Below are 17,027 nucleotides of genomic sequence, written 5' to 3'. Positions count from 1 at the left end.
AGTTATAACCAGGATAAGGATTTTAAGCGATTATCTGAAACTGCCAAATAGGCAGAGAGAACGACTAAACCCACGACTTATTTATGATAAGTCGTGGGTTGTCAGTAATAAGACATAAATGTGATTATCAACAAAAGCACACCATGTTAACAAAATGCTTGGTATTGTCAAATGGGCACGTAAACCTGTAACAACGGCTATAAACGAAAGTTAGGGGACTAAGTAACCAACTGGGTGACAAACCGTTACGGCATAAATTTTGGTCAATGGCCAAAATGTTCGTATAATGGTATTCTGACTTCTAACCTTGATCCTGTACTGCTATGCCTATCACTGCTTTGACCGACGCGTTTGCTCCTATCAACCAACAGCTATTTCCTATCCAAAACACGCAGCGGCGCTGGCTGGCACCTGTTCATGGTGCTGTCAGCAGTCTGTGGCTGGCCAGTTTGGCCAGTGCGTCTATATGGAACGTGGCAGAGCGACTAAAGATCGTGGTGGCGCGCGATCAAAACCAGCTCAATCAAATAGAAACCGAGTTGGCATTTTGCGGTATTGATGCCTATGTGTTTCCCGATTGGGAGACTTTGACCTATGATGAGTTGTCACCGCATCAAGATATTGTCAGTGAGCGCATTAATATATTGACTGATATGCCAACATCGGGGGTACTACTGATCTCGGTACAGGCCTTAATGCATCGCGTTGCGCCACCAAGCTGGCTTATTGGTCAGCATTTTGATTTAAGCGTTGGTGACCGTTTCGATATTAATACTCAGCGTGAACTACTGACAAGGGCCGGTTACCGAGCCGTTGACAATGTATTTGAGCCAGGTGAATTCGCCGTGCGCGGTAGCATTATCGATATCTTTGCGATGGGACAGCCATTTCCGCTGCGCCTAGATTTGTTCGATGATGAAATTGAAACCATTCGCTTTTTCCATCCGCAAACTCAGCGCACATTAACGACTGATGATCTGAAAGCGATGGCCTCAGGCAATGATACCAGTATGGGCCAAGAGCCCCTGTCACTACTACATAAGCTGCCAGATATATCCAAACCTATTCAACAGTTTCAGATTTTACCCGCCAAAGAGTTTCCTTTAGAAGAAGGCAAAGAAACCTTTCGCATGAACTTTGCGGCCATGTTCCCTAATGCCAGCAGTCGTAAATTTGAGCTGCATAAGGATGTGATGGCAGGCATTGCTAGTAGTGGTCTTGAATATTATCAGCCTTTATTTTTTACTCTAAAAGAGTGGCAACAAGAAAGCAGTCTATTTGCTTATTTTCCCAGTAATGCATTATTTATTACTGATGAATTGATTAGTGAGCGACAGGTAGATTACTGGTCACAAATTCAGCGCCGCTATGAAGAGCGCCGGCATGATATCGACAAGCCGGTAGTGGCTCCTGAGCTATTATACTTATTATCCAACACCTTGAATGAACACCTTAATCACTATCCCAGAGTCATATTAAGTGCGCGTAATGAACTGGCCACAATGACCGATGTGGCCGCTATTGACCATGACATATCAGCGCCAAACAAGCAGCAAGGTGTTGTCACGCTTAGCGCCCTCATACCACCGCAGTTATCGGTCAATCATCAAAAAGCAGAGCCGTTAGCTGAGCTGCTAGAATTTTTGTATCTACAAGCGCAAACAGCGACGCCTGTGTTAATCGTTGCCGAAACTGCTGGGCGCCGCGAGATTTTGATTGAGCTATTTAGAGGCAAAATTGAGCTACAGGCATATGATAGTTTTAAAGATTTTTTAGCAGCCGACCATACTGGGGCAGTGAATAACAACCACGATCGACCCTCTGTTGGTTTGACTGTTGCCCCTATTGAGCGCGGGGTGTATGTTCCTGAACGCTTAGTGATTATTAGTGAGACTCAACTGTTCGGTAGACAAGTGCTACAAACGCGCCGTCGTCGGCAAAGTGGGGTGTCAGAAGAGTTCTTAGTCAAAAGTGTCACTGAGATGACCCAAGGTAGCCCAATCGTCCATATCGAGCATGGTATCGGTCGTTATAGCGGCTTGATTACCTTAGATGTGGGCGATGGTGAGCAAGAATTTATTCATCTTAAGTATGCTGATGATGCTAGCATTTATGTGCCGGTCGCCAACCTACAGATGATCAGCCGTTATAGCGGCGGTGATCCTGCACTGGCACCTCTACACAAGATTGGTAGCGGTAAGTGGGATAAAGCCAAACAAAAAGCCCTGGAACAAATTCATGATGTCGCGGCTGAGCTGCTGAATATACAAGCACGGCGTGAAGCCAAGGTTGGTATTCATTTCAAAATAGATCACTCGCAATATGAGTTGTTTGCCAGTCAGTTTGAGTTTGAAGAGACCCCAGATCAGGCCAATGCTATCCATGCCGTAATGGAAGATATGAAACAAAATCAGCCGATGGATCGTCTCATCTGCGGTGATGTTGGTTTTGGCAAGACAGAAGTAGCGATGCGTGCGGCGTTCATTGCAGTAAGTGCCGGCTATCAGGTCGCTATATTGGTACCGACCACCTTGCTGGCAGGACAGCATGAAGATAACTTTTTAGATCGTTTTGCTGATTGGCCAGTACGTATTGAGACCTTGTCACGTTTTGGCGGTAAAAAACATCAAGAGACTGTTCTCACAGACCTAGCTGCAGGCAAAGTCGATATCGTCATTGGCACGCATAAGCTGCTACAAAAAGATGTTAAATTTGCCAATCTAGGCTTGATGATCGTCGATGAAGAACACCGCTTTGGCGTTCGCCATAAAGAACGAATCAAAGCGATTCAGACCGATGTTGATAGCATGTCGATGACGGCGACTCCGATACCGCGAACGCTCAATATGGCGTTATCAGGCATGCGTGATATGTCAATCATTGCCACCCCACCGGCGCGTCGTCTGGCCATCAAAACTTTCGTCATGCAAAAGACTGATGCCCTGATGAAAGAAGCTATTTTACGTGAGCTGCTACGCGGTGGACAGGTGTATTTGCTACATAATGATGTTGCCAGTATTGAGCGTATGGCAGAAACTATCCGCGAACTGGTGCCCGAAGCCCGGGTAGGGGTCGCGCATGGACAAATGCAAGAGCGCCAACTTGAACAAATTATGCAGCAGTATTACCATAAAAAATTCAATGTCTTAATTTGCTCAACAATTATTGAAACGGGTATTGATGTCCCTAATGCCAATACCATTATTATTGAACGTGCCGATAAATTTGGTTTAGCCCAGTTGCATCAGCTGCGTGGACGGGTGGGACGTAGTCATCATCAAGCGTATTGTTATCTGCTAGTACCTTCCATCAAGGGACTTAAAGGTGATGCCAAGCGTAGGCTACATGCGATTGAGCGTGCTAATACACTGGGGGCAGGATTTATGTTGGCCAGTGAAGATTTAGAGATTCGCGGGGCAGGTGAACTATTAGGCAAGCAGCAAAGTGGTAATATGCAAGCGATTGGTTTTAGTTTATATATGGATATGCTTGAGCGTGCGACCAAAGCCATCAAAGCGGGTAAAGAGCCTGACCTAAATACGCCATTATCACTGACCAGTGAGATCAACTTGCACAGTTCGGCACTGGTACCTGAAGAATATGTGCACGATGTGCATCAGCGCTTATTATTTTATAAGCGTATCGGTAAGGCTGATGATAAAGAGGCGTTAACCGACATCCGTACCGAAATGATTGACCGTTTTGGCATTTTACCAGATCAAACCAAGCAGCTATTTGCCGTTCATGGCTTGCGTATACAAGCTGAGCCTCTAAAGATTAACAAAGTTGATGCCAATAGTAATAGCATGACGCTAGAGTTTGCACCAGACACCCCGGTTGATGCTTTGGCGATTATTAAATTGATTCAGTCGAATGGTCAGCGTTATCGTATGAATGGCGCGTCTGGTATTCGCTATAGCGATGCCGATAAACTTGCGACTGGTCCACAACGAGTCAATGCAGTACAAGAGCTGCTACGCTATTTTAGTGAACATATGGTAGTCGAAGCTTAATAGCGACCAACGACATAGGGTGAATGTTATCGCCCCAACCTAAATGCTGCTGCCGCTATTTTATCCTGTAGATACCTGATAAAATAGCGGCAGTATAAGTTTTTACGTACTTTTTATTTACTTTTATTAATACTTTATAACAAGAGAAGCCGTCATTATGTTCCAACTGCATCCTAAGCTTGCCGCCGATAGTTTTTTAGTGGGTGATTTTCCACTATCAACCTGTCGTTTGATTAATGACTGTCAGTTTCCTTGGTTAATTCTGGTACCACGCGTATCAGGTATTAAAGAGCTATATGAGTTATCCGAGACCGATCAGACCCAGTTTTTACGTGAGTCGAGCTGGTTATCAAGTCAGCTTGCCAAAACGTTTCAGGCAGATAAAATGAACGTCGCAGCTCTTGGTAACCAAGTTCCCCAGCTACATTTTCATCATATCGTGCGTTATCAAAATGATATGCAGTGGCCGAACCCTGTGTGGGGCATTCCTGCTATACCTTATAGCCAAGAAATATTGGCGCAAATGCAACAAACCTTGATGATGGCGCTACGAGGTCATCACCAGATGCCATTTGACTGGCAAATGTAGTTAGATCTACTATCTTAGCTTTTAGTCTCTGAATTAGCAGTGGCACTAGTTGTATAAATTTTTTGTGCAATCATTTCGATTATCAGACATCACTTATTTGTTATTGCTGTTATAAACAAAGCGCAATATACGATAAGTGGTGTCTTTTTGGTTGTCAGTTACATAGGTTCCATACTGTTAAGACGGTATAATATAGCCAGTGAAAAGTAATATCGATACATAACCTACTGCTGGCATAAGTTTTTCTTGCTTGCTGTGCCTACGCAGACAGAGGCTGCAAAAAGCTTATACCAGCAGTACCGTCGCGTTTTTAAGGTGCTTTAACGATAAATATGGATGTCAGATTTTCTGGCATTCAACCTGCCATAACAACAATTGACTGCCTTATTCCTCATTGCTACTTCTTATCTTTTTTTCTTCTGATTTTTCTTGCTTAAGCGAGTATCGAACATGGCATCTTCAGATAGATTGAGACTGTATGCCTTATCAAAAGATAAGGAAGTCCGTCGTTTCGACTATCCAGAAGTTTTTGTTTTGCTGCTTACTGTAACGCTCATCACCATAAAGTTCGATTTTAATTCAACCTCAATGGCGTTGTTCGTTGCGGTCTGTTTACCAAGCTTAATGATTTTAATTTACAATTATCAGCGACTCGCCAATTTTTGGACGTCCAATATCGTAGTCTTTTTACTGTCCACAGTGATTGGCTCAATGCAGTTCTGCAGTGTGTTATCGTTAAGTTTGGTACTATTGTTGGGTATCCGAATTATTGTTAACGAACCCGAAAATCGTGTCAAACTTATTACGGTATCCGTGGTCACTAGCGCAATGTTCTATTATGTCAGTGTCATCCTGTATGGTACGGGCATAGAGTGCGAGGGCGGATGGCTACCATCAACGGTGTTGCTGGCAAGTATTACTGCCTTTTTGTGGCAGTTTTGGGGTATTTACCATAAGTATATCAACTACGATGAAATCGCGCAGCAAGCAGCAGGGCGGATAAACATTATGGCTTCAGTCATTAACAAACTGACTCGTTTTGTACCGCTACAAGTTTGGCAGCCGATTGTAAAAACAGATAATCCCGTTAGCGTTTCTAATAAACGCGCTAAACTATCGATTATGTTCTCAGATATTGTAGGTTTTACTGAGCTGTCTGATAGCTTGAGTGCTGATAATTTAGCTGATATTCTCAACACTTATATGCACTGCATGACGGTAATTGCCAATAAACATGGCGCGGTACTCGATAAGTTCATTGGCGATGGGATGGTATGTTTTTTTGGCGAACCTGATAGCCGCGGCGCGCGTCAAGATGCATTGGACTGTGTGGCCATGGCGATTGATATGCGCCGTGAAATGCGCAGCTTACGGCAAAAATGGCGGTTGATGGGCTTTGACGGGTTACATTTGCGCATCGGTATCACTACCGGCTACTGCCATGTCGGTAATTTTGGCAGTAATAGCCGTCTCAGTTATACGCTTATTGGCAAAGAAGCCAATTTGGCAGCAAGGCTTGAATCTGCCGCTACTAAAGGTGAGATACTAATTAGCGAAAGCACCTACGATTATATTTGCCATGATTATGAGTGTGAGTATGGGGGTGGCTATCAACTTAAAGGGTTCGAAAAGAAGGTTGACGCATGGCAAGTGCTGGATCCTGATGCCAATAAAGGGCATTTTTCAAAATGGGTTGATCACACGTTACCTGGCTTTAACTTGCATCTAAATTTTAAAGATATGAAGGAAAATGATTATAAAGAGATTAGAGACCGCTTGAATTTTGCGCTTGAACGTATTGAACAAGAAAAGCAGGCAGCTGTATTCGATTCTAATGAAAATAAGAACTAGGACAATGATAAACAGTAAAATGTGACACAAAACTCAAGTCTATATAGCCTAAATTTAGCCACAAAAAAGCCAGCTATTATGATGAAAGCTGGCTTTTTGATACATATAAATGCAGTAGTCTTCAGCACTACTACTATTTAGTGGTTTTCTTTGGCGTGGTTCAAGGTATATTTAGGTATCTCGATAGTTAAATCTTCATCGTCGAGCATCACTTGGCAGGACAGCCGCGAATCAGGTTCTAGACCCCAAGCGCGATCTAGCAAATCTGCTTCGATATCGTCCATTTCTTCTAAGCCGTTAAAGCCTTTACGGACGACAACATGGCAGGTGGTACAGGCTTTTGACATCTCGCAAGCATGCTCAATCTTAATGCCTTTTTCTAACAGTGCTTTACATAAATTTTCGCCAGCTTCAAGCTCAACTTCGACGCCTTCAGGGCAAACATCATGATGGGGTAGTACAGTAATTTTTGGCATGGGTCATATATCCAGTGCTAATCAATTCAAAAAATGTGAAATCCAAGTGGGATCTAAAATGTACGTAGGATCTAAGATATAGTCTGTTATTCACTGCTCTAAAACTATCGGTCTTAAACGCTACCAATCTTGAGCGCTAGTACCAGCCATACTGGTCTGAACACTCTGATTCATAATGCGGGCAGCAAAAGCATCGCTATGTGGTTTAAGCTGCGCTTGTTGTGCTTCAATAAGCGTTGAGTCGTTAGAGTCTAAAGCCGTTTGCATCTCTTTCATCTGTGCGGCCAAGGTTTGCTGTTCCTCAGAAGTTAATAAGGCTGAGAACTCAGTTAGCGCTGACTGTAATGCCAGTAATTCACGCTCAGTCTCTACTCTAGCTTCAATTGAAGAGCGCGCATTCTTATCTTCTTCCGCATGTTTGAACCCAGCCGTGAGCAGCTGTTCTTTTTGCTCGTCGGATAAGCCATAAGCCGGCGTAATCTCAATTTTGCTTTCGGTACCTGTCGTGGTTTCTTGAGCACTAACAGTCAGTTGTCCATTGGCATCGATACTAAAAGTCACTTCAATACGGCCAAAACCTGCTTTCATTGACGGAATGCCGTATAGCTCAAAGCGCCCTAGTGAGCGGCAGTTTTCGACCGTTTCACGCTCACCCTGTATGACATGAATGACCATACCGGTCTGACCGTCTTGGTAAGTGGTAAATACTTGGCGCTTTTTGACTGGGATAGGCGTATTGCGTGGAATCAGCACTTCAACTAAGCCACCCATAGTCTCAAGCCCAAGTGATAAGGGCGTGACATCTAATAGCAGCAAGTTATTATCGCTGTTACCATTCACCAGTTGATGCGCTGTCTGTGCTGCACCTAATGCGACTACTTCGTCTGGATTGAGACGGCATAAAGGTTCCTGAGCAAAAAATGCTGTGACCACTTGCTTAACCGCTGGCATTCGGGTCGAGCCGCCTACCAAGATAACTTCATCGAGCTCTTGCGTGCTTAACTTGGCATCACGTAGTACTTGTTCGCAGACAGTTAGCGTTCGGCTGCTAACAGGGTCAGCGATGGTGAGCAAATCTTCACGGCGTAATACACCTTTAAAAGATTGTTCATTAACAATAATATCTATATCGACTTGTTCAGCTTCCGTTAAAGCTTGTTTATAGTCTTTGGCTTGCTGAGCCAATACGGACTTATCGTGTAGGCTTACATCTGCTGGTGCAATATTAAGCTGTTTAATCAACCAATTGGTAAGTAGGCGGTCAATATCATCACCACCAAGGGCGCTATTGCCACCGGTTGCTAGTACTTCAAACACGCCATCAGTGAGCTTTAAAATAGACACATCGAAGGTACCACCACCGAGATCATAAATTAAATAGTAACGAGCAATATTATCTTCGGTAGGTCTATCGAGCCCATAAGCAACAGCCGCTGCGGTTGGTTCATTCAATAATCGCAGAACATTAATACCCGCAGCCTGTGCAGCGTCTTTAGTCGCTTGGCGCTGAGCCTCATCAAAATAGGCAGGAACAGTGATTACAGCACCTTCAATACTGTCTTCAGGTAACGCACTTGTTGCCCGCTGCTTCAGGGTAGCCAAAATACGTGCAGACACCTCAACAGGTGACACTTCACCTTGGGCAGTGACAAAAACGGGCATAGCGTCTGCGTTGCCACTCAATTCATAAGGATGCGAAAATTTGATATCATTTTGGCTACGACCCATAAAGCGTTTGGCGGAAATGATGGTATTCTTTGGGTCATTTGGCAACTGAGCTAGGGCGTGATAACCGACTAGCGGAGTACCTGTGCTTGGATAATAGACCACTGAAGGCAATAAAGTATCTGCACTTGCATTTGCCTCTAATACTTGCGCTTTGCCTGAGCGTACCACCGCGACTAACGATCGCGTTGTACCAAGGTCAATTCCCAGACCAAAACGATGCTGGTGTGGTTGGGCACTTTGATTGGGTTCAGCAATTTGCAATAAAGACATAAGATAACTCAGATATAAAATGAATAAGTAAAATTGAACAAATAGAGCATAAGTGATGGCTGGCGTAGCTCACTTAAAGACTACAGTAGTTGGCAATAAATACTAATTAGCCGCGCTTACAGTGGTGCGTTTAAACTATTGACTTAAAATATGAATGCCGCGGTGTACGGATACTATTTTAACCCTCTTTATGAGTTTTAGCCAAGTATTAGACGTATAAATCATCATCGTCTGTCTGCGCTGCGCTGGCAATATCATCCAGACCAGTGGTGATATCGGCATCAAGTTTGACTAAGAACTTTAACTTTTGTGTGGCATCAATCGCTGCTGACCATTCTTCGTTTTGATATGTCGCATTAAAACGTTCCGATTGATTGTTCAATCGCTGCAAAATTTGTGGATGCAGTTTTTCTAGTTCTGGGCGGTCGTTGCTATCGATGGCTTCACCTAGATCAATACGCAGCTCCATAGCATCTTCTAAAAACTCGAGGTCTGCAATTGAATTTTCAAGTGTTTGAGCTTGTCCTGCCATATCGAGTAGATAAGCTGCGCGGCTGTCAGGGGCGCTTAAAGTCTGATAGCCTTGATTGATCAATGCGGAGGCTTGCTCAGACTGCTGCTGAGCTTTTGTTTTGTCAGTTAAATTTTTAGCAACATTATCAGGGTGATAGCGTTTCTGTAATAGACGTAGATGTTGATCTAAACTATCTTGTGACAGCTCAAACTGTACCGGCTGCTCAAATAGGGCAAAGAAATTATCGAATTGAGCTTCTGGAATGAGATCTGCCATAATATGTGCCTTACTTTTTATTTTTATTTATTTTTTACAAATTTGACTTTTAAAGCCGTCTTAAAAATAGGCCTTAATAAGTAGTTATAATATTATGCTAGCAATACCTAGGTATTTTATATCGTAAATGATTCACCGCAACCACATTCGCCTTTTTGATTGGGGTTGGTGAACTTAAAGCCTTCGTTCAAGCCTTCTTTCTCATAATCCATTAACAAGCCATCCAAATAAACCAAGCTTTTAGGATCGATAAAAATACTCACGTCACGGCTATCATAACGGGTATCATTTTCATCAGGCACATCGACAAACTCTAAAACATAAGCCAGACCTGAACATCCTGCCGTGCGAATACCAACACGAATACCTGCACCTTTACCGCGATTGTCCAAAAATCCTTGAACATGCTGAGCGGCGCGTTCTGTCATTTCAATCATGCCAACTCCTATTGACTGTCAATAATATGGATATTGTTCTACTAAAGAAGTTTTAAACTTTTAGCACTTAAAATAAAAGGTGACAATTACATAACTGTCATTGTCACCCTCGTAGCGTTGCGTCAGCAGCTCTTTTAAACAATAGTCTTGTTAATAAAAGAGCGAATACATTAAAGTAAACTTAGCTGACTGCTTCTTCTACCTTACTTTCAACAACACTGTGCTTGCCTTTGTAGTCACTAATAGCAGATTTAATCGCATCTTCTGCTAATACTGAGCAATGCACTTTTACTGGTGGTAATGCCAACGCTACAACGATATCGTTATTCTTAATCTCGCCTGCCTGCTCTAAGCTTTTACCTTTTAGCCACTCAGTAACGAGTGAGCTTGAGGCAATCGCTGAGCCGCAGCCGTAAGTTTTAAAGCGTGCATCTTCAATGATACCGTTATCATCAACTTGAATTTGCAGACGCATCACATCGCCACAGGCTGGGGCACCGACCATACCGGTACCAACGTTTTTGGCATTTTTGTCAAGATTACCAACGTTGCGTGGATTTTCGTAATGATCAATAACTTGGTCACTATAGGCCATGGTTCTTCTCCTAGTTAGATGATGAGCAGTAATACTACTGGTTCACATACTCATCGGTAATTGGGGTCAAATACTCATTCTATAATTGTCTGATTCTTTATTCAACGGCTATATTATATAGCCGTACGGTTATCTTAGTGCTCAGCCCATTCTAAGGAATCTAAATCAACGCCATCTTGATACATATCCCAAAGTGGCGATAGGTCGCGTAATTTGTCAACTGCGCCATGCATCTGACGGATCACGGTATCAATATCTTCTTCGGTGGTATAACGACCGAAGCTAAAGCGTATAGAGCTGTGAGCCAATTCATCAGGACGACCAATAGCACGTAGGACATATGATGGCTCAAGGGTAGCTGACGTACATGCTGACCCTGATGATACCGCTAAGTCTTTAAGCGACATCATCAACGATTCGCCTTCAACGAAGTTAAAACTAATATTTACGATATTGGGAACACTGTGTTCAAGATCACCGTTTAGGTAAATCTCTTCAATATCTTGAAGTCCATCCCAAAGCTTTTGGCGCAATTTCGCGGCATGAGCATTGTCTTCTTTATAACGCTCATTAGCGAGACTAAACGCGGCGCCAAGGGCAACGATTTGATGCGTTGGCAATGTACCTGAACGCATTCCGCGCTCATGACCACCGCCATGTTGTTCGGCTTTTAGACGGACACGTGGCTTACGGCTGACGAACAATGCGCCAATACCTTTAGGACCGTACGCTTTATGGCCCGAAAAGCTCATTAAGTCAATTTTGGTAGTTGCCAGGTCGATCAGAATTTTACCTACTGCTTGTGCACCATCGACATGGAGAATGATACCCGCTTCACGAGTGATTTCGCCAATAGCAGCCACATCAGTGATCGTGCCAAGTTCGTTATTAATAATCATCAATGACACTAGAATAGTATCTTCACGTAAAGCGTCTTTGACTTGTTGCGGTAAAATTAGGCCGGTACTTTTTTGTGGTTCAAGATAGGTAATCTCAAAGCCTTCTTGCTCCAGTTCACGGCAAGTATCAAGTACCGCTTTGTGTTCGATTTGACTGGTAATGATATGCTTACCACGTGAATGGTAAAAATGTGCTGCGCCTTTAATGGCTAAGTTGTTAGACTCTGTTGCCCCTGAGGTAAACACTATCTCGCGAGGGTCAGCGTTGATGACTTCAGCAACTTGTTGACGCGCGGTTTCGACTGCTTCTTCAGCTTGCCAGCCGTAGCCATGCGAACGCGATGCTGGATTACCAAAGATGCCATCTACAGTTAGATATTCGCTCATCTTCACAGCGACCGACTTGGCAACTGGTGTAGTAGCGGCGTAATCTAAGTATATCAGTTTATTATTTTGACTCATGCTGGGTGTGCCTCGCTGGTCGATAAAGTAATGGTATTGATGTCTTTTATGATTGAATCAATATGCTGGCGTTCTGAAACAGACTGTACATTTTCCATCTTTAATAATTGCGCTAATGTTATATTTTTCAAGTACTGTTCGATATGATTGGATAGGGCACACCACAAATCGTGAGTTAGGCACATTGTGCCATCTTGGCAGTCGCCACGTCCTTCACACTGCATGGCATCAACTGATTCGTCGACTGCCGAAATGATGCTCATTACATCAATCTCATCTAAAGGCTTGGCTAGATAATAGCCCCCTGAGGCACCGCGAATACTGATTACTAGACCACGCTTACGCAGTTTAGAAAATAACTGTTCAAGATAGGAGATTGATATAGACTGCCGTTTAGCGATATCAGATAAAGAAACCGCGCCCTCTTGTTGGCTAGCTTGTAGTGCTAGATCTAACAAGGCGGTAACTGCATATCTGCCTCGAGTCGTTAAACGCATAAAATATCTCCAAACTGATCGGTTATAGGCCAAATTCAATAGCGAGCTTAGTAGGGGTTTTATAGAACGAATAAATGGATAGGTTACTAAGACTAGCGTTAACGCCATTAAACAACAGATGGTTAACCCGATGTGTGCTGCGATAAAGTTATTATACTCAATCCCGACTAATTTAGTCAAGATTAAAATGTGGTTGAATGGTTAATCCAATCTAACACTATGATGAGTAAAAACAATCAGGCATTTCATCAGCTAAAAGGTAGGAGGTATCAAGACAGAGGCGTTCAAAAAACCAAGGTAGCGAATAAATAGTGGTAATTTATAATAGCATTTAATAGCCAGAGTCAGCGCTTCATTTTGTTAGATACTTTTTGCTAAAAATTTATCTATTGAGCGTCTATTTGCTAAGCATATGCCTCATTGGAGCTCATCAAAATTGGAGCTCATCAAAACTTAGGATGACTATTGAATGAGGTGCTAAGCTGAATGAGGTGCTAAGCGACTTTTATATGATAGTCACCTCTATGATAATAGGAATTCACGCTCAACAGGGTAAGCGAATGTTTCGATGTCTTACAGCGGCTGAATGAACCAAAAATTGATCTTTACCATTCAACGTTATCTTATCAACGTTATCTTATTCATTAAAAATAGCTCAATTCATGAACAATACAATAAGTAATCCGATGGCAATGATGCCCGCGACAACAGCAGTAATTAGCATTGTTTTTTGTTTGCTTTGTAATTCTTTGACAGTCATTTCTAGTTCACGGTTCTTGATAGTTAGGGTGCTAATCTGGGTTTGTTGCTCACTGATACGTTGCTTGTAGTTATCTTTTTTGCTTTCCATCTCAGCGTCACTAGGCTTAGATTTGCTTTTATCGCCTTTGAACTTCTTAACGACACTCTGAATGAGACTGCCGAGACCCAGCTGCATGATGAACTGTTTGATCAGCTGTACTTGAGCCGACTCACCACGCATTTGTAGCTTATCGGTCGTTTCGCTATCATGGGTAGTAATGGCGTTTAGGACTTGAATACTATAAGCGTTAATGATCACATCTGGTTCACTGCGTCCAGCAGGCAGCTTGGCATCTAGCAGCACGCCTTTATAACTAAAAGTAGCAAACACCTGCACATGCGGTAGATATAATCGAAGAGCGACCACAGTGCTTTTCTTAGCCAGTGGATAAGCGGCTTTACGTAGCTCAGGATCTAAACGTAGCAATAGTGTCAATGCCGACTCGATGAACACTAGAATGATATTAAGAAAAGAGCTAGACAACGTAGAACGCTTCATGTGGGTAGTCCATTTTTATTGGCAAGTTGAGATAAAAGTTAAAATTGGTGCAAGCGGTGTCTTTATGTTGTGCTTATAGTACCGTCTTTATAATAAAAAGTAACGTTGGTACCTGTCAGTTAGCAAATTGTTGCCAGTTAGCAAATTGTTGCCTTGGACCTTGGGTTGTAAATAAATATAATATACTTAACAAACGTTGGTATTTAATACGTAATGGTTATAACATGAATAAGAAAGGTAGTGGTCATCTCATTTGAGGTGAGTCAAAGAGTTGACAGTTAAGTTACAGATGTATTGCGTAACGTTAAGTGTCAAATGCGTAGTATAGGATACGAAAATATGTAAAATCGCTTGCGCTCCTTATGCTGCCTTGATATAAAGACGTTAACAAAGTGTAACCTGCTAATGCATAAGTAGGATGGTTCTTATTGCTTAAATAGCATGAGAGCGATACAATGCCTGACGTTAGCCTTTATTATACCCCTTAAACCTGAAGGAAATTTTATGAATAAGTCAGAATTAATTGATAGCATTGCAGACAAAAGCGGTCTAAATAAGACCCAAGCTGGTGATGCCCTAAACGCAGTAATGGAAAGTGTTGGCCAAGCTTTAGAAGCGGGCGAAAGCATTTCATTAGTTGGTTTTGGTACCTTTAGCGTAAAAGATCGTAAAGCCCGTACAGGCCGTAACCCTAAGACTGGTGAAGAACTTGCTATCCCAGCAAGTAAAGTACCTAGCTTTAAAGCCGGTAAAAACTTAAAAGAGCGCTTGAACTAAGCGGTTACTTAAAGTAGTTCGCTACACATAGGTATATGCTACATAGCTATTTTATTCACTAATAAAAAAAGTGCTTGTAGCCAGTAGATAGTAGGTTTGCAGCTGACAATTAAAGCTGCAAATTGAGTAATAAAAAAGCACCTCACAGGGGTGCTTTTTTTTATAGATGTCATTTATGCTCATATCGCGCGAATATTTTGAGTCTACACCAAAAATCACGTATCATAGGGCGCGTTAGCTGTGATGCTTAAACAAGCTTTAGCTGGCGTTTATAAGTTACCGATGTTCCTCACCTTGCCATTGCCTGCTCGAACAGCATGAATGTTATTATTAGTATTACAATGGTTTTTCATCAATATAGGTTAATAAAGCAGAAATAATTATGGATAAATTGCGCGATTTTTTAAAAAGCTGGCCTGGTCGCATTTTATTGATTTTATGCCTATCGCCGCTTGCTCTATTGGGTATTGAAAGCTACTTCCAAAGTGGTGTTGATCCCAACCAAATCGCGCAAGTAGGTGAGGCGAGTGTGGGGTCATCAGAGTATCAAAGTGCAGTGAACAGCAGACGTACGGAGATTTTGGATCAGCTCGATGACGCCAGTTTGCTCAATGAAGACGTGCTCCATAAACAAGTGTTAAAAGGTTTGATTGATCGCACTTTATTAGAACAGCAGGCTGGCAAGCTGGGTATGACCGTATCTGATGACACTATTAATCGTTTGTTACGCCAAGAAGATATTTTTAAAGATGCCAATGGTGACTTTTCTAATGAGCAATTTTCAAACTTTTTGCGTCAGCGCGGTATGAATAAGGACCAGCTATTTACAGAATTTCGCAATCAATTGAGTCTGGATCAGCTGAATGCCAGCATTGTTGGTACGGCTATTTATCCAATGAAAGCAGTCAGTCAGTTGATTGAGTTACAGCTAGAAGCGCGCAATGTTTGGTTATATCGCTTCAATTGGCAGAATTATCAGCAGCAGGTCAAATTGACCAAAGCTGACGTGCAGGCTTATTATGACGCCAATAAGGGCACGCTTAAGAGTGCAGCTATGGTCGATTTGGCCTACATTCAGCTCAGCCCGGCGACTATGCAAGTTGAAAATGTCACCACAGAAGAGTTGCAGCGGCAGTACGCAGGATATAAGCAAGGGTTAGCCATAGTCGATGAGCGCAAACTCAGTCAAATATTATTGACGGGTGACGATGCTAAGGCGCGAGCGGATAAAATTAATGCGCGTTTGGCCAAAGGTGAATCATTTGCAGCGCTGGCAAAAAATGAGTCTGATGACCCATCAGGTGCTACTGGCGGCGCCATTGGTAGTTTTAATCCATCGGTGTTCGGCAGCGATGCGCAAGCGGTCCAACAAGCACTACAGGGATTAAGCGTTGGTGACATCAGTAAGCCCATCAAGACTAGCTTTGGCTATCAGATATTTACTATAACTGAAGACAAGGGTAGTCAAGTACCCAGTCTAGACAGTATGCGTGAAGAGTTGACGGTTAAAGCTAAAGAATATAAGCGTCAGGAAATTTATGCAGATAAAGTGACTGCGATTAACGATTTAGCAGCAGATGGCTTTAGTATCGAAGATATTGCGCAGCAAGAGAACGTGCCATTAAAACGTCTCAAAAATTATCGCAAAGAGAATAATACCTCGGTATTGGCGCAGCCGGCGGTTATCAAGCAAGCCTTTGATGATTTTATTATTCAAGATCAAGCAGTGACGACAGGTATTGATGTGGGCTCAGGTATCGCCTGGGTACAACCAAGCAATTATCGTCCTACCAAGACCCTCACCTTGGCAGCTGCAACGCCTACTATCACGCAAATATTACGTCAGCAAAAAGCCAGCGCCTTGGCGTTAAAAGACGCCAAACAGTTGGCTGCTGGTATTAAGACCGCGGCTGATATCAGTAAGCAAAAAGTAACTTTCCAAGCGCTAGGTGAAATAAATCGTCAGACCACACGCCTGACAGAAAAAGAACGTGGATTGGCATTCAGTCAGCAAGCGCCTGCTAATGGGGTAGTGGCGTTAGCGAGCGAAACGGAAATAGGCGCGACAGTCATAGTCGGTGACTCTATTAAAACTGAACAACAATCACCACTGTCTGCTGCTGAGAAAGCGCAAACAGCTGCAATTATTCGTGACAATTTAGGGCAAGATCAGCTGCAAGATTATTTAGACTATTTGCGCTTGATTTATAAAGTTGAAGTAAATGAAACCAATATGGCAAGTGCACAAGGGCGTTAAAACTTTCTCAACAATTATCACTATTGAGCGTTATCAATAGCGCAATAAAAAATAGTAATGATAAAAAAGCCACGGTATTCATACCG

13 protein-coding genes are annotated in these 17,027 nt (G+C 42.8%); 5 read left to right on the top strand and 8 right to left on the bottom strand.

Annotated elements, in window-relative coordinates; all coding sequences use genetic code 11:
- Positions 1 to 323 precede the first annotated feature (323 nt).
- From mfd to H4W00_RS10470, 3 genes are all read left to right on the top strand, one after another.
- A complete protein-coding gene (gene mfd, locus H4W00_RS10480; protein WP_209957996.1) occupies positions 324 to 4,013 on the top strand; it encodes a transcription-repair coupling factor in 3,690 nt (1,229 codons plus the stop codon).
- 157 nt (positions 4,014 to 4,170) lie between these two features.
- A complete protein-coding gene (locus H4W00_RS10475; protein ID WP_209957994.1) occupies positions 4,171 to 4,602 on the top strand; it encodes an HIT domain-containing protein in 432 nt (143 codons plus the stop codon).
- Positions 4,603 to 5,052: 450 nt separating this feature from the next.
- Positions 5,053 to 6,453 (top strand): adenylate/guanylate cyclase domain-containing protein, encoded by a 1,401-nt coding sequence (locus H4W00_RS10470; RefSeq protein ID WP_209957992.1) that lies wholly within the window; start codon positions 5,053 to 5,055, stop codon positions 6,451 to 6,453.
- Between the two features lie 137 nt (positions 6,454 to 6,590).
- On the opposite strand, the gene fdx is transcribed toward H4W00_RS10470, so the two are convergent.
- The 8 genes from fdx to H4W00_RS10430 all read right to left on the bottom strand — a co-directional run bounded on the left by fdx (position 6,591) and on the right by H4W00_RS10430 (position 13,907).
- On the bottom strand, positions 6,591 to 6,929 hold the full coding sequence (fdx, locus tag H4W00_RS10465; RefSeq protein WP_209957990.1) for an ISC system 2Fe-2S type ferredoxin: 339 nt from the start codon (positions 6,927 to 6,929) through the stop codon (positions 6,591 to 6,593).
- A 120-nt stretch (positions 6,930 to 7,049) separates the two neighbouring features.
- Entirely contained in the window at positions 7,050 to 8,927 is a 1,878-nt protein-coding gene (gene hscA, locus H4W00_RS10460; RefSeq protein ID WP_209957988.1) for a Fe-S protein assembly chaperone HscA, read from the bottom strand.
- A gap of 208 nt (positions 8,928 to 9,135) precedes the next feature.
- Positions 9,136 to 9,717, bottom strand: a complete 582-nt coding sequence (hscB, locus tag H4W00_RS10455) for a Fe-S protein assembly co-chaperone HscB (RefSeq protein WP_209957987.1) — start codon at positions 9,715 to 9,717, stop codon at positions 9,136 to 9,138.
- A gap of 116 nt (positions 9,718 to 9,833) precedes the next feature.
- Positions 9,834 to 10,154: an iron-sulfur cluster assembly protein IscA gene (iscA, locus tag H4W00_RS10450; RefSeq protein ID WP_209957985.1), complete on the bottom strand. Its 321-nt coding sequence runs from the start codon at positions 10,152 to 10,154 to the stop codon at positions 9,834 to 9,836.
- A gap of 181 nt (positions 10,155 to 10,335) precedes the next feature.
- Positions 10,336 to 10,749 (bottom strand): Fe-S cluster assembly scaffold IscU, encoded by a 414-nt coding sequence (gene iscU / locus H4W00_RS10445; RefSeq protein ID WP_209957983.1) that lies wholly within the window; start codon positions 10,747 to 10,749, stop codon positions 10,336 to 10,338.
- A 134-nt stretch (positions 10,750 to 10,883) separates the two neighbouring features.
- A complete protein-coding gene (locus tag H4W00_RS10440; protein WP_209957981.1) occupies positions 10,884 to 12,110 on the bottom strand; it encodes an IscS subfamily cysteine desulfurase in 1,227 nt (408 codons plus the stop codon).
- Positions 12,107 to 12,607 carry an Rrf2 family transcriptional regulator gene (locus H4W00_RS10435; protein WP_209957979.1) on the bottom strand — a complete coding sequence of 167 codons (501 nt, stop codon included), beginning with the start codon at positions 12,605 to 12,607 and terminating at the stop codon, positions 12,107 to 12,109. Before H4W00_RS10435 ends, H4W00_RS10440 begins: the two co-directional genes overlap by 4 nt.
- A 655-nt stretch (positions 12,608 to 13,262) precedes the next feature.
- On the bottom strand, positions 13,263 to 13,907 hold the full coding sequence (locus H4W00_RS10430; protein WP_209957977.1) for a hypothetical protein: 645 nt from the start codon (positions 13,905 to 13,907) through the stop codon (positions 13,263 to 13,265).
- 504 nt (positions 13,908 to 14,411) lie between these two features.
- Between H4W00_RS10430 and H4W00_RS10425 the strand changes: the two genes are divergently transcribed.
- Both H4W00_RS10425 and H4W00_RS10420 read left to right on the top strand, forming a co-directional pair.
- Positions 14,412 to 14,684: an HU family DNA-binding protein gene (locus tag H4W00_RS10425; RefSeq protein ID WP_209957974.1), complete on the top strand. Its 273-nt coding sequence runs from the start codon at positions 14,412 to 14,414 to the stop codon at positions 14,682 to 14,684.
- A 382-nt stretch (positions 14,685 to 15,066) separates the two neighbouring features.
- Positions 15,067 to 16,941: a SurA N-terminal domain-containing protein gene (locus H4W00_RS10420; RefSeq protein WP_209957972.1), complete on the top strand. Its 1,875-nt coding sequence runs from the start codon at positions 15,067 to 15,069 to the stop codon at positions 16,939 to 16,941.
- Positions 16,942 to 17,027 lie beyond the last annotated feature (86 nt).

It is taken from the genome of Psychrobacter sp. PL19 (assembly GCF_017875835.1).
Taxonomy (GTDB): domain Bacteria; phylum Pseudomonadota; class Gammaproteobacteria; order Pseudomonadales; family Moraxellaceae; genus Psychrobacter.
The sequence above is the reverse complement of the archived record's forward strand: the minus strand, read 5'-3'. Positions and strand labels throughout refer to the sequence as shown.